Annotated in this window: 11 protein-coding genes; all 11 read right to left on the bottom strand. The window is 42.1% G+C overall.

Features of this window, described 5'->3' with window-relative positions:
• Positions 1-61: 61 nt before the first annotated feature.
• The 11 genes from V7112_RS14870 to V7112_RS14820 all read right to left on the bottom strand — a co-directional run bounded on the left by V7112_RS14870 (position 62) and on the right by V7112_RS14820 (position 14,076).
• Positions 62-829 carry a PP2C family protein-serine/threonine phosphatase gene (locus V7112_RS14870; RefSeq protein WP_335421123.1) on the bottom strand — a complete coding sequence of 256 codons (768 nt, stop codon included), beginning with the start codon at positions 827-829 and terminating at the stop codon, positions 62-64.
• Between the two features lie 128 nt (positions 830-957).
• Entirely contained in the window at positions 958-2,211 is a 1,254-nt protein-coding gene (locus tag V7112_RS14865; RefSeq protein WP_335421121.1) for a DUF6382 domain-containing protein, read from the bottom strand.
• 244 nt (positions 2,212-2,455) lie between these two features.
• Positions 2,456-2,758: a pore-forming ESAT-6 family protein gene (locus V7112_RS14860; protein ID WP_010676860.1), complete on the bottom strand. Its 303-nt coding sequence runs from the start codon at positions 2,756-2,758 to the stop codon at positions 2,456-2,458.
• A 41-nt stretch (positions 2,759-2,799) separates the two neighbouring features.
• Positions 2,800-3,102 (bottom strand): WXG100 family type VII secretion target, encoded by a 303-nt coding sequence (locus V7112_RS14855; protein WP_057997877.1) that lies wholly within the window; start codon positions 3,100-3,102, stop codon positions 2,800-2,802.
• Positions 3,103-3,746: 644 nt separating this feature from the next.
• Positions 3,747-3,938, bottom strand: a complete 192-nt coding sequence (locus V7112_RS14850) for a hypothetical protein (protein ID WP_335421118.1) — start codon at positions 3,936-3,938, stop codon at positions 3,747-3,749.
• A gap of 25 nt (positions 3,939-3,963) precedes the next feature.
• Entirely contained in the window at positions 3,964-5,367 is a 1,404-nt protein-coding gene (locus V7112_RS14845) for an Mbeg1-like protein (protein WP_335421116.1), read from the bottom strand.
• 4 nt (positions 5,368-5,371) lie between these two features.
• Positions 5,372-6,097 carry a hypothetical protein gene (locus V7112_RS14840; protein ID WP_335421115.1) on the bottom strand — a complete coding sequence of 242 codons (726 nt, stop codon included), beginning with the start codon at positions 6,095-6,097 and terminating at the stop codon, positions 5,372-5,374.
• A gap of 488 nt (positions 6,098-6,585) precedes the next feature.
• Positions 6,586-6,837 carry a methyltransferase gene (locus tag V7112_RS14835; RefSeq protein ID WP_335421113.1) on the bottom strand — a complete coding sequence of 84 codons (252 nt, stop codon included), beginning with the start codon at positions 6,835-6,837 and terminating at the stop codon, positions 6,586-6,588.
• Positions 6,830-11,440 carry a type VII secretion protein EssC gene (gene essC / locus V7112_RS14830; RefSeq protein WP_335421112.1) on the bottom strand — a complete coding sequence of 1,537 codons (4,611 nt, stop codon included), beginning with the start codon at positions 11,438-11,440 and terminating at the stop codon, positions 6,830-6,832. Before essC ends, V7112_RS14835 begins: the two co-directional genes overlap by 8 nt.
• A gap of 537 nt (positions 11,441-11,977) precedes the next feature.
• Entirely contained in the window at positions 11,978-12,331 is a 354-nt protein-coding gene (locus V7112_RS14825) for a hypothetical protein (RefSeq protein ID WP_335421109.1), read from the bottom strand.
• 764 nt (positions 12,332-13,095) lie between these two features.
• Positions 13,096-14,076, bottom strand: a complete 981-nt coding sequence (locus tag V7112_RS14820; protein WP_335421107.1) for a LacI family DNA-binding transcriptional regulator — start codon at positions 14,074-14,076, stop codon at positions 13,096-13,098.
• Between the last annotated feature and the right edge of the window lie 53 nt (positions 14,077-14,129).

Below are 14,129 nucleotides of genomic sequence, written 5' to 3'. Positions count from 1 at the left end.
CGGAGCTAGACGCGGAAAACTATATTCAAACTCCAATATTCAAAGCCATAAAATCAGCCCTTCACACTACATGCGCAAGAACGATAGAAATATTATCAACCTCTTTTCGTTCCTTCACGGCATCGATTAGTTTAATCGCCTTGTATTTTAACTGCTTTTCGTTTAAAAATGGATTCGGTCGGAGTTCCTCGAGCAGCTCCGCGTCTGTGATTTTATGGTAAAAACCATCTGTACAAAGTAAAAACACCGTTCCTGGCTCTGCCTCACCGGTGAGGATGACGACTTCCAGTTCCTTCGTTGCACCGACACATTGTAAAAGCACATTGCGTCTAGGGTCCTTCAAGGCTTGCTCAGGTGTAATGTTTCCGCGTTCCACTTCACGTGCCACCAAGGTTTGATCCCTCGTCAGCCTCGTCACTTGATTTTGAATTTGATAGGCCCGGCTGTCGCCAATATGTACGATATAGTAACGAGAATGAATGATAAGAAGTGCGGTTACCGTTGTTCCTACTTGGGTATTTGTTTCGTCCCCGTAATCTAGGATTTTTTCATTTTGCGAAAGGATGCAGGCTTCGAGTGCTTCGCGGATGTCAACATCTTGTTGACTTGAATGCAACAGGTCTGGCAGTTCTTGTTCGAACCAATCCGAGAGACCGCGAACGACCGTGGCACTTGCCAACTCCCCGTGATCGAGCCCGCCCATTCCGTCGCAAACAACGAACATTCCGACATACCCATTCGGCGTTTTCGCCGTCTTGACGAGCATGGCATCCTGGTTTGTTTTTTTCTTAATTCCAACATCTGTGTGGTATGCATGTATGAACGCCACTTTTTTCACCTCATTTGAAATGCGTAAGACGCCCGCTTATCGGCGACAAGCGCTGACAGAAGGTGTTTTTTCCTTCCGAAGCGATTGGATTGTGACCTCGAGCCGATGGCGCCTGAAGCTAGACATTTTTAAAAAAGCCGGAAGACAAATTCTTCGTTCGCTAATTTGATTTTGTCTTCATGCTTGATTTTCACCTTGTTTTTTGGGTCAAGCTTGACGCCATTTACAAAGCTGCCGTTTCGTGATTCTTGATCTACGATAAAATATTCCCCGTTCTCAGTAACTATCTCTGCGTGTACGCGACCGACCACTTTATTTTTCGATGTGTAATCGGTAGCTTGTGGGTCACGGCCGATTTTAAACACTTGCTTTGATACCATGATTTTTTCTTGAGTCGCTGTTAGCAGGAATGGCTGCTGTTGGAAGCTTGTGCCTACGCCAAGTGTAGTTGTTCCTTCTTCCTCTTCCGGTTCCTTGTAAGCAGTAAGGACGGTTGTTCCTTCTTCCTCCTCAGGCTCATCTGTGTCAAACGAAATCGGACTACCTATATTCGGCTTAATGTTGATTGAGGTTCCACCGGCTAACAGAGAGTTCCCTTCACCAAGCTCGGTGCGAGTAATTCGCTTGTACTGAACCTCTTCCTCAATCTCAAGCTGTTGCCTTTTCTTTTTATCAGACCTTTTACTACTGTATTCTGATGTGATGACGCCATTTTCTTCAGATGCCTTGATTTCACTACCTGGGCTATAGTAATTCGGAGTCTGCGGTTCCTCATCTTGAATTGGCAGCTTCTTAAAACTTTGTGGTGAAGCCGGCTTGTTTACCAACAGCTCGTGCAGCTTTTTTTGAAGCGCATATAAATTGATTTCCTCTGCGGTAGCGAAATAGTTATGTAATCTCACAAAATAAGTCAGGTCATCATTTTCATCATAGGAGTGGGAGTGTAAGAAGCGGGTGAAGAATTCCCGGATTGATACCTTTTCAAAAATATTATTTTTAATCGGCATGTACAGTAGAATTAATCTGTTTGAAAAATTATCAATAAAGATGTAGTTCTCATCAATAACAAAGTTGTTCACATTCAACCCAAGCCGCTCAGCCTCAATCAATGTTTCGACGATATTAGTGAAAAATGAGTGGATCTGTTCTTTGGTGAGTTGGTTTGTTGAAGCTTGCGCAATCGTCACCTCAGACACCAGGTCGTAGCGAAAATATGCCTCATCGTCCTTATTAATCACAACACATGGTAAAAGCCCTGGAACCTTGTTGTTTTTAAGCTTATCGGCTTCTGTAAAATCAACACGGATCTGAGATGGCACTCTATAAAAGATGAATTTCGAAACACCGTAGTTTTCAATATGTAAATCAACATGTTTGATCATTTTTCTTGCACTCCCATTGTTTATCAAATGCACCTTGGCGTATTTGCGCCCAGAATTTTTAGCCCCACACAAAGTGGGTCACAAAGACGTTGCCACAGGAGGTGGCGCTCTTAGTCTGAGTTCTTTAATTTAGTCTGGGTTGAACCCAACTGAATTGAATAGTATTAGCATGCCTAGATAAGAACTTCGCTGAATAAAGTTGTGAGTGAGGACAATCAGCGAGGCCAATTGCCCTCCTCATGGATTATTTAAATGCGCTAGCGTTATTGTTAATTGCTGTTTCAGCCGCGTTGTAGTTTGTAACTGTGTTGTCAAGGAATTTGGCGTAGCTATCAATGACTTGGCGATACTCCTCGAAGCGTGGAGCCAATGCATTGAAGTTTCCGCGAATTGTATTAGAAGCGTCAGAGTTCCATGTAGCGGCTAAGCCGTTCATTTCCTTCTTGATGTCTTCTAATGCAGTCGAAAGCTGTTGGTTTAGGGTACGGATTTGCCCAGCGGTTTTACTAACCTCTCCAAGGGAAATCTTGATTCCATCAACTGACATAGTAGCACCTCCTTTTTTTGTTAGATTAGTAGGTATCGAGATTAGTTAGTTAAGCGACGCGCTTGGTTTACTACCTCGTTTTGTGTTTCACGATATGTTTTTGAGCTAAGCTTTAAGAATTCGGAGTATTGTCTCATCAAGTTCGTCATTTTTTGGAAGTCATCCATGAAGCCCTTGATTTGAGAAACATATGCCATATTATCAGTACCTTGCCATGCTGCACCCATACCTTCAACCTCTGTGTAAAGAGCCTTATAGAGTCTCTCGTAGTCAGCAGATTGTTGGTCAATGCGGGTAGCCGCAGTGTCTAGTTTCGCTGGATCAACTGTAATTGAACGTGCCATTGTTTTTTCACCTCCTTAACATGGGATATGTATGAGTTAACTCGACTTTGGGCCGAGAGAACTTTTGGATTAGCGTTGGTGTACGGTTTTTTGGGGCCGCGCTTGGTTTTTCGGTATATCGAGCCTGCGTTTTGGCTAGGTTGGTATACCAATTATGGCGTTTGCAGTATACCACGGTAATGAATCGGACCTCCGATATACCGATAATCGTTTTTGCGATATACCACTTTGATAAAATTAACACTTTGATATATCGCAAATCTGTATTTATTCCGTTTTTTAAAAGGACAATCTAAAAGAGTTCTTCAGGTTGTAATGCATTCCCTATTTTTCTAGAAGTCTATTGAATCGGGCACGCAAACGCGTGTTGCGTTACCTTTCTTACTAGAATCTAGTTCAATTGGGGAAGGAAACCAGTGTTGCGTTACTCTTTTTATACAAACCCTAACGAATTGGGCACGCATGACCTTGTTGCGTTACCCTTTTCAATTAAATCTCACTCAATCGGGTATGCATGACTGCAATGCGTTACCATTCCCATCCAAACCGCAATCAATCGGGTACACAAGCCCATGATTCGTACCTATTCTCCAAAACACTTCCACAAAACGGGTACGATTTTTTGAGTTTGCTAGCTTACTCGCTTAAATCCTTCTGAGGTTGTAGCCGACTCTTCGGTACTTGTCAGCTGCACTTTGCAAGCTAGATGCACTTTTGGTAGAGCCAATCCCTTTGAATTCTCGATTAAGACCATTTGAGATTTCATCGAGTTCCCTTGAGATGGCATTAATTTCATTAATTATGCTATTAATCTTCCGTCTAACATGAGGTTTCACCTGAGGTCCCTCCTTTAGTTCTCTCCTATCGGATAATCCTTGCCTTTCCAACTAACTTCACTTCATTGGACTCAAGCAATCGTGCGGCAGTATTTAGGTAGTTAATGTTTTGATTGAGCCTGTGTGGGAATGTCGTTAAAATGTCGGCGTTCAACACATGACGGATATCTAACAGGTCAACCTCCCAGTACAGGGAATCAATCCTGTCATTCAGTACGCTAATTCTCCGTTTTATCGCTTCTAGTCTTTGCGCATAGTAGTAAAGCCTTTCAACATTGACTTTTATATATGGTTCAACTGGAAAGTACCCACCAAGTTTAGCTACTATTTTTACGAAAAGGATTGCTGCTTTTTGAGCTAAGTCATTAAAGAACTGGGTAACCTGAGCTTTGATTTTTTGGGATAAATCCTTTACCTTCGCGATAAGCTTTGTTACTTGATCTTTTACAAATTCTACTGTTTTTCTTATCCCCCGAACGGCCGCTTCTAACATTTGCATCGTGGCTTCACGAATATAGACAGACGCTTTATATATTTGCACCTTAGGTAAATTGGACACTAAATAAAAGATAGTAGCGGCTCCTGCATTGGCGTAGGTTCGCGTATCCGATTGACCATCAAAATACTTTTCAAAATCTCCAGTAGATGTAAAATTCACACTATCTAATCCATGTGGGTACATAAGCCCTTCATCTGGATTATTAATATAAACCGTTTTATCTACGTATTGTGCATACCCTAAGGAGGAGACAAAATCGCCTTCATGGACAATGAATGTGTTTCGGTCTCCTTTAAGTGCTTCTTGCTGTTCCTTTGTTAAATTCCACCAATACAAAGGTGCTCCATTCACGATGTAAGAACTTAACCGTTCGTCTAGATTATTGACAAGAACGTATGCAGCAAGATTTCCTCCCTTCGAATGACCGAATACATATTGCTCACCATCGAGACCAGCAATATATTTTTGATAAAAGGCATCTGCTTCTCTTTGTTGGCGAATCTCAACGCCTAATCCTGCATCTACATTTGATACCCAATCCGTTGCGATATGAGATGGATTTGTTAAGTCTTCACTTCCCCTATATAAAGCAGTTCCATTTCCTTTTCCATCCGTAAAGGCATATCCGACGAAACCACTATGAGACCTACCATCCGAGTTATTACCGCCATTCGGATTATTGTTTTGGTAACCCACTAATTTAATTTCATTAAGAGGGGAAGACTTGTAATCATCTCTTCCCATATAAGACTTAATCTCATCGAATTTTTTCTGAGTACCTTCATCTAAAGACTTCTTACTCAGTTCTTCCATAATTCGATCGATTGTGACTGGCTTTTTTTCACTTGGGCGAAGATTATCAGGAATGTCTAAATAAGATAACTGCAACAAAATATATTTTTCTTCTTCAGTTAAATTAGTTAGTGACATCTAATCACTCCCCAAACGCTTCGTAGTTCTCGATTACATTTTCAGGACTATGAAGAATTACACTAGGATGAACAATATCACTAGGGTTTTCAGGATCTAGCCTATCATCCACATTCACTTCTCCGTAAACCTTCGCATCTAAGTTAGACCATGGAAGATTATTGACAAAAGATGATCTGATGTATTCTGTAATTTCCTCTGATTCATCAACAAATCCAACCGAAATGACATAAAGTTCAACATCTAATCCCTTTATTAATTGAAAAAGATTGTAGATTCCCTCACTGTATTGATTGATATCTGGTTCACCTTTTGTTTTTACCCCTGCAGTGAGAGAAACTTTAACATCTTTATTTTCACTAAGGAATTCATCGACTGACATGTCAGCCATGGTTTCGTCATATTGGTCATTACCCGCGGATAAATTCACTTTAAATTCGGTTCCCTCTGGGAGTTCCTTCGCAATATCTGATTCTAGTTGTTGATGAAGCTCATAACCCCATTTTGCGGGTAAATAATCATCAATCCAATCACCCTCATCGTTATATTCCTTCACAATAAAGACGATATTCGGTTCGTTCTTTGGATGAACAGTAATCATATCTCCACCATATAAATCCTGAAAAAGCTTACTGCCCTCTTTAGACCACATGACCTCAAATTCTTTTCCATACTTTTCTTCTAAATATTTAATTGCTTTTTCCTCTGTTCCTGCGCTACTTGAGCTCATACACCCTGTTCCTCCTATTATTAGAATGAATAGAAGAAGGAATAAGACTACCCTCTTTTGTAACCTCATATGGCACCTTCCTAACTTGATCAATGACTTTGAATGCATATAAAAGTGTTACCACTTGGTTGTTTCGGTATAACCCGGGCTGGGTCACATATGCGATGTGGCCCCGGGCCTTTTTAAACATATCGGACAAAGTTTTGAATATATCGGCCAGAAATTTGAATATATCGGACAAAAAAACGATTATATCGGACCATTTCGGCCAGATATCGCCCAAACTTTTCAATTTATCGGACAAAGCTGGAATTTCCGCTATTTCACGAATCGAGTCGGAGCGGAATTAGTTCCTCTTTCCAGGTATTTGTGACCTAAGTTGAGTGAATTGTTCCCTAACTTGCAGGAATTGTCCCCTATCCGGCTGGAATTGTTCCCTAACTCCAAATAATTGTTCCCTAAGCCAAATTTGCTCCCCCGAGGCCCACCTACACCAACATCAATTTCTTCCCATTCAGAAATCCTAACTCTTCCACGGTTTGGTTGATGTTAAAGATTGTGCCGGTTTCGCGGTCGCAAACGACGGTGGTGTCCGTTGCGACGAAGTAGCCGCCCGAGAGCTCTGTCATGGTGTTTGCGAGTAAAAATGTAACTTCATAGAGCTTGCTCCCGGCCGGGATGAAGACGTCGTAGGATTCACCGGCGGCTGGAATGAATACTTCGACTAACACTTTATCCATGGTAGACCGCCTCCTCTTCACGAACTGCCGAACCCGTCAAAAGTTTGACTAACTTTGGTTTTCCTTTTACGAGCACGTATCCGAAGTCCTCAGGGATTTCTTGATACATGCCATTTGTAACCTTTGAAACTTTCATTAAGTACTGATCGGTAATTCCGTTGCCGACCCAGATTCCGTCACTTAGCGAAACCTGCTTTTTAAACCATGGCTCGAATGCGACTGAATTCAAGGCGTCAGCACGGTCGGAGATGACCATAAATACATTGAGTCCATCGATCCGTTCAAGGAATACCTTCAGCTTATCCTGACCGTCCTCTGATAAAAGCATCATCATGTCGTTGAACGAATGAACGATACAGAAAATCGGGTCAAAAACTGGTGGCGTTGCACCCTCGGCAAGAGCGTCCTTCGTTGTGTTGTTGCGGAACACCAATGTGTTAAACAGATAAACAATTGTCTCTTCCATCTCTGCCGCACCAATCACATGCTTTCCGCCAAGCCCAATAAGCTCCTCATTCGGGTCAAGCAAGATGACTTCATTTTTCTCATTCGCATGAACGATTTCAGAAATCCCTTGCATCACGCCCATGCATGATTCGCTACTACTAGCCAACACAAGATTGACAAACGACTGTCCGAAATCAAAATAAGAGATCGAAAGCGAATCTTTATCTACACCAACTGGTAGTCTATTTGTCTTGTTGTAACGAATTTCGTCATGTAGATACTCGATATCAACTTTTTCAGGCAAGACTGGAATTCGCTTTGCAGCACCCTTGCCCCAATTGTCGCGCAAACGACGACAGTAATCGGTGATGTATTGGTACATGTCCTCGACACCCTCCGTAATCAGGGCAACCTGGAATTCATACACATCATCAGCCTTGAAAATACCTCGGCCTTTATGCTTCGATGGAAAGACACCATCGACATTTCCAAGCACCGCTGAATATTCAGTCGTGTCATTAAGCTGCAACACGTACAGCTGCTTGAAGTTTTGCATCAAACGGTAGCGAACCGCACCGGTATGTGCAGCCGTCAAGATAAAATAAATCCCGTACTTCGTTCCTTCACGAGTGAGGTAGGAAATCGCCTCTTCGTACGCCTCATACATTTCAGAAAACGCCGCATAGTTGTGGATCACAATCACAATCGAAGGCAGGCCATCCTCTGATAAACGGTTGTATGTTTGAAGATCTCCACCGTAATTAGATAACTGCTTTTTACGTCTCTCAATCTCGCTATTCAACATTTTAAAGAGATTATCAATCTTCTCACTATCATGCGATAACAGAACATCCCCGACATGTGGCGCTTCACGGAACCAGCTTAGCGTCTCTGAGCTAAAATCTAGTAAATACGCATTCAGCTCATCAGGCGTATGAGATTCCATGAGTGAGTACATAATCGACGCAACAAATGTTGTTTTCCCACTGCCCGCAACCCCATAAATAATAGTATTGCCATCCTGTGTAATTGGCAGTCTCATTACATTTTGACGTTGGTTTGCCGGATCGTCATATTCTCCAATCACTGGGTTCAGCACAAAGCGTTTCGTTGTCGCTTCACGATATTTTTCAGCTAATTGATCTAAATAAATCTTTGCAGGTATCGGATCAAGCCATAGCTGCTTCACCGTGATATTTTCCTGTTTTGCTAGACTTTCTAAGTACTTTGTCACTTCATCAATTTGCTTCGGTGGGTTTTTCACCATGTTTCTACGATCAATCTTCGCACTCTTGATAACGCGACCTAAGTGGTCAATGACGCTTATGCTTTCGTCCACGTATTTCTCCACTTTTTCAGTTGGATAATATGGAGCTCCTGCCCATGCTGATTGACCGAGCTCAAATAACTCGTTATAGCCAACCTGGAGGTAAAAACGGCCTGTCTGGGATAGCTCAGCGGCATCTGGTCGCTTGATAACCTCCATACTGTCTGCTTTTTCTTGTACCTTCAGACTGATTCTAAATTTCGAGTTACTCCAAATTTGATCGTCTACGACACCGGACGGCTTCTGTGTCGCTAAAATTAAGTGGACACCTAGGCTTCGTCCGATACGAGCCGCACTCACTAGCTGCTCCATGAACTCTGGCTGCTGGGTTTTAAGCTCGGCGAACTCATCTGAAATCATAAACAAATGCTGCAGCGGTTCTGATACTTGCCCCTCGCGATACAGCTTTTGGTATTTATAAATGTCAATATTACTTACATTCATACGTCGACTCGTCTCACTAAATATCGACTGACGACGCTTCAGCTCACTTTGAATCGAAATCAATGAGCGCTTCACAGCTGCCCCGTCCAGGTTCGTAATCGTTCCTGCAAGATGCGGCAGATTTAAAAAGGCATTCGCCATTCCGCCACCCTTATAGTCGATTAAAATAAACGCAACCTCATCTGGGTGATAATTCACCGCAAGTGACAAAATGAAGGTCATGATGAACTCAGACTTACCAGACCCTGTCATACCCGCAATCAACCCGTGTGGACCGTGGTATTTTTCATGGAGGTCTAATTTAAAACTCTCACCCATTGTGTCGACCCCAATCGGCGTTTCAATGGAGAGCACTGGGTTATTTTCCTTCCAGCGTGTCAGTGCGTTCAAGTGCTCAATTTTACTAACACCAAACATTTCAAGGAAGGTAATCATATCGGGCAACGTGTATGCCTCAACAGAGGAAGCAAGCTGGATATTGGCTAAACGAATCGCAACCTCCTCAGCATCATCGCGCTCGTAAAATTCTGCATCAAATGCTGTGTACGAGCCGGAAATGTCGTCCTTGTCGTAAATTTTAGACATGTCGTCCGCTAGCTCGACAACCATCGTACATTCCTTCGGCAAATTTTTAAGCTCATCATACAAGGTCACAAGGCCAATCCCGATGTCCTTATTCTCTTCTAAAAGGAGGTTGATCATCTCAGCCCTTGACGCTAGTGACTTACTCATTGAGAAAATCAAATAATGCTGGTCAAGATCCTTTAACTGCTCCTCATCTAGGCTGGCACGATGTGCGATTTCTTTTTCAAAATAAGCGGACAGTTCCTTTACTTCAGTCGCATCTGTCGCGATAAAGCGAATCTGCATCCCCTCATCCCACACATGCGGAAGCCATTTCACAAACTTCCAATACTCTTCTTCACTCTGATCGTATAGGAACACAAGCTTGAGCTCGTCATAGCTGTGAAGGGCAGTTAATTGAAAAATAAGTCCCTTCACAAAATCCTGGACACGACTGCGGCGTCCAATCACACCGCTGACATATTCCTCAACAAAGCTTAAGGTGACAGGCACCTGTTTTAAAATGTGCGGAGTCTCTACCAACTTATAAAGCTCATCCTGAAGATTGTCGTCCTCAAGTGTGAATTTTTTCTCAGGGTATTTCAGTTCAGCGTTTAATGGGAGATCGCCAATCCCAAGGCGGACCTTGAGGAAGTCGTTTTGACCAATGGCACGCTCCCATAGATTTCTTTTTCGCATCGTGATTCGTGAAGTTAAATTCTGTAGGGCGACATGGTTTTCATGAAGAATTTCACTTTGTCTTACACATTCTTCTTCAATGACCTGCGCCATTTCTTCAATGTATTTTGAGTATTTTTCCTGGCGTTTTTTTTCGTGCTTAATACGCTGCTTTTTTTCGTGACGCTTTGTTAAAATTGGCCAAAGCACCGTTCCAATTAACATACTGAACGACATTATCAAGGTCGGCATTGCTTGCGTGAAATCCCCGCCTCGAGCCATCACGTTGTTTAGTGTGAACAACCCCATGAAGAGGGAGCCCATCCCCATCGTGATGGACGGTCCTAGCATGAACATCAGTGGCGTTTCATCAAGTTCCCGCTGTTGTGGTGGTGGGTCGATTCTGATTTCCGTCCTCTTAATGTCTCGCTTAAAACGGGGCGAGCGATAAAAAAGGTCATCATTTTTTTCTTCTGTTTGAAAGTCGTCGAGCGGCTCCTCGTCCTCTATGATTGGCTTTTGCACCTCAAACGGACGAAAGGCATTACGGTCTAAAAATACCAATTGATGTGGGTTATTCAGTGAAAGTAGCTTGCCATTGTAGATAATTTTTAACCCCATGATGTAAACGACATCACCGGTTGATAGTATTCTTTCCTTCACACGCTCTCCGTTGACATAGGTTCCATTCGAGCTGTTGTTGTCACGGATAATTGCATGACCCTGTGAATCGTACTGAATCACACAGTGGGAGCTAGATACGAGCTTATTCGAGAACCGGATGTGGCTGTCATTCCCACGGCCAACCCGAATGCTGTGTCCCGTCACCTCATGCTTTGTATACTCATTCCGGCCATTTGTCGGTGGCTCCACATATAAAAGAGCAGATGCGTCATGATTGCGGGAAATTGTGTACGTTTTAAATGGCTCAATTTCCTGTTTAACAAGCGTTTCCTGCTTGTCATTCGTTAGAAACGCTGATTTGTTGGACTTCAAAAACCATTTTCCGTCCTCCGCCTCAATCGCCATCATATCCGCTGCTTTTCCATTCGCATCCTCAGACGTTAAAATATAACGCCCCGTAATACGCTCTGGCAGCACAAATGTAAAAGCCTTTTCCCGATCAAATAGAGTTAGTATCAAAGCAAATCTCTCCTTCAAATAAGTGTTTAAAAAGACGATTACATTCGCCGATTTTTAAACGACTTCTTCTGCAACCTTTGAGGCATTCCCTTTTTCCTTTTTTTCTTGCGTACTACTTCTAAAATATTAAAATTCCACCAAAACGCGGTTGAAAGTAGACCAAGTAGAAGGATGAAGTAATCTACACCTTCACCAAAAGTACGTCTACCAGTTATGAAAATTAGCATGTATATGATAAAAATAAGACTAATGGGAGTTAACAATCCGTTCAGAATATACATGCCTGGGTACGAGACGGGATACTTACTCATCCATCTTAAAATCCAATAGTTTAATAGAAACAAAATGATAAGTGTAATAAGATCACCCGTCTTGTTCCCAACATAAATACTCTCCAATGCTTCAATATAAAAAATCATGAAAAAAACATTGAAACATATTGAAAGAGCTTAATGATGAAGATCAAGGCTTATGACCGACTTTCGTTGCTTTCCCTTTTTCATTCAAAATCCCTCTGATTATGTAAAACCTATCATCCTACCAATATGAGCGTGGATATGGTCCATTTATCTCAGCTCTTTTTCGCGCTTCCTCTTCGGCTTTCCTTCTTGCCTCAGCTTCCGCACGAGCAGCTGCCTCTTCTTCACGTTTGATTTGGTTTGCAACTGAGATGATGTCTGGAGCAACTGAGTCAAGCTTTGAGGCAATCTGGTTTAATTCACGATTGATCTCGGCGATTGCTTGATTGATATACTGAACCTCCGTCGCTTTCCAGGCTGAGTTGAGATTCCCCTTAAACCCATTTAGAGAGCTTTTGAGATTACGAAGTTGTGAGGCATAGTTGCGAAGTTGGTTTGCTTGTGAAATGGCAGCAGAAACGTTAATTCCCATAAAAGTCACCTACTTATCTTAAATAAGTTATATATAGTGAAATACCCATATACGGGGCAAAAATTATATAGTACGTTCACACTTTTTCCAAATATATACTAAAAATTACCTGATATTTTGAATTAGGTCAATTTTTCCGGAATATTCACACATCATCAAAACCAATACGAAAGGCCTGTTTTATCTACATTTTTCTACAAACTGTCGGTTCTGTCGGACCTGCCTACTACCTAAGGTGTACTATCCCACTAGTACTTATAGACATTTTGAAAACAGAAGAATGTTGATAATCCTAGACATAATATCTCGAATTCAGACCTCTTGAAGCCCTTTATTACAATTCATAGGAATTTAGTCCTTTTCTTATTAAAGTTTGTAATATAAATGTAACTTGACATTAGCTCGGACAATTCTATTTATCTGTAAGCATTTTCATATTTGTGGAGTCGAAAAAGTAGAGTACTTTAAAAAATTAGTAATAGATTTGTAAAAGAGCGCCCATTTTTTGTCATTTACACATTTTAAGAGTAAAAATCGAAGGAGGTTTCGGCAGAAAAATGAGAGGATTGTACTAAGGTTTCCCTGATTTTCGCGGTCACTATGGGGATTTTCGTACTCTTTCTTTCCTACTATATAGGGTGTGTTTTTTTGAGAGCGGATGATGTTTGAGGCACAGCAATTTAGTGTTATATAGGTCCATACATCATTTATCGATAAACACGTGCGTGGTATATCTAAGACGAAGAAAAACCTAGTCGGGTGGACTAGGTTTCACGTATAACTAATTTAGTTGTGATGAATATCTTTTTCGCAATTTGCCTTCCAGTGATTCGTTCGAGGATGGTGTCGACGGCGGTTTCGCCCATGACTTCGGTATGAACCTTGATCGTTGACAGCGGCGGAAAGACGTATTTAGATACACTTATGTCATTGACACCAATGAGGCTCACCCGCTTAGGCACATCAATTTTTTCTTCGTTAAGTGCACGCAATGCACCGATTGCAATCAGGTCATTGGCTGCGAAGAAGGCTGTTGGAAGTGCTACGCCTTTATCTTCAATTGCTTGCTTCATCAGCTTGTAGCCATCCTCAACCGTAAAGCTTCCTATATATAGGTTGTTTTCATCAAATAGATTTGCTTCGCCAAGAAACGTTTTGAATGTTTTCTCCCGGGTTTCTTCGATTTCTGCAGAGTGGTCCTTGAATTCCTCACGACCGCCTAAATAACCAATGCTCGTATGACCCTTCTCGATAAAATGCTTTAACACCGTTCGCGTTGCTTTTTCAAAATCAATCACGACTGCATCATATTTATCTTCGTCCGGGTTTGAATCGACAAACACGAGGTGCTCCACCATTTTCGATAGTTCTTCGACTTGGCTTATGCTGAACTTACCAACCGCAATAATCCCCTGAAGCTCCTCCTGCTTCATGCTCTCAATGCTATTGTAAAAATTGACCACCTGGATACCGTGATGCTCACAGCGCTGCTCAACCCCAAGCCGAATTGACATGTAATACAGGTCATTGAGCTCCTCTTTTTCTGTGTACCAAAGGAGAATCCCAATCCGAGCAGCAGGAGACTTTTTGGTGGGACGTTTTTTATAGGAAAGTGCCTCGGCAACCTCGAATATTTTCTTCTTCGTGTCATCGCTGACGGATAAACTGGCATCATAGTTGAGAACCCGCGATACCGTCGCTATCGAGACACCCGCTTTTTCCGCTATATCTTTGATCGTTGCCATGGTTCATCTCCTTTCTTAGGAATTGTTTATTTGATTTGTGTGTTATACACGGG

Origin of the sequence: Bacillus sp. JJ1566, from assembly GCF_036962685.1 — a bacterium.
Lineage (GTDB): Bacteria > Bacillota > Bacilli > Bacillales > Bacillaceae_L > Ferdinandcohnia.
This window is presented reverse-complemented; position numbering and strand designations above follow the sequence as displayed.

What these genes read in the sequence shown, in the direction of transcription:
- V7112_RS14820 (WP_335421107.1), bottom strand. Translation starts at nt 14,076, where the DNA reads ATGGCAACGATCAAAGATATAGCGGAAAAAGCGGGTGTCTCGATAGCG.
- V7112_RS14865 (WP_335421121.1), bottom strand. Translation starts at nt 2,211, where the DNA reads ATGATCAAACATGTTGATTTACATATTGAAAACTACGGTGTTTCGAAA.
- V7112_RS14845 (WP_335421116.1), bottom strand. Translation starts at nt 5,367, where the DNA reads ATGTCACTAACTAATTTAACTGAAGAAGAAAAATATATTTTGTTGCAG.
- V7112_RS14855 (WP_057997877.1), bottom strand. Translation starts at nt 3,102, where the DNA reads ATGGCACGTTCAATTACAGTTGATCCAGCGAAACTAGACACTGCGGCT.
- V7112_RS14840 (WP_335421115.1), bottom strand. Translation starts at nt 6,097, where the DNA reads ATGAGCTCAAGTAGCGCAGGAACAGAGGAAAAAGCAATTAAATATTTA.
- V7112_RS14825 (WP_335421109.1), bottom strand. Translation starts at nt 12,331, where the DNA reads ATGGGAATTAACGTTTCTGCTGCCATTTCACAAGCAAACCAACTTCGC.
- V7112_RS14860 (WP_010676860.1), bottom strand. Translation starts at nt 2,758, where the DNA reads ATGTCAGTTGATGGAATCAAGATTTCCCTTGGAGAGGTTAGTAAAACC.
- V7112_RS14835 (WP_335421113.1), bottom strand. Translation starts at nt 6,837, where the DNA reads ATGGATAAAGTGTTAGTCGAAGTATTCATTCCAGCCGCCGGTGAATCC.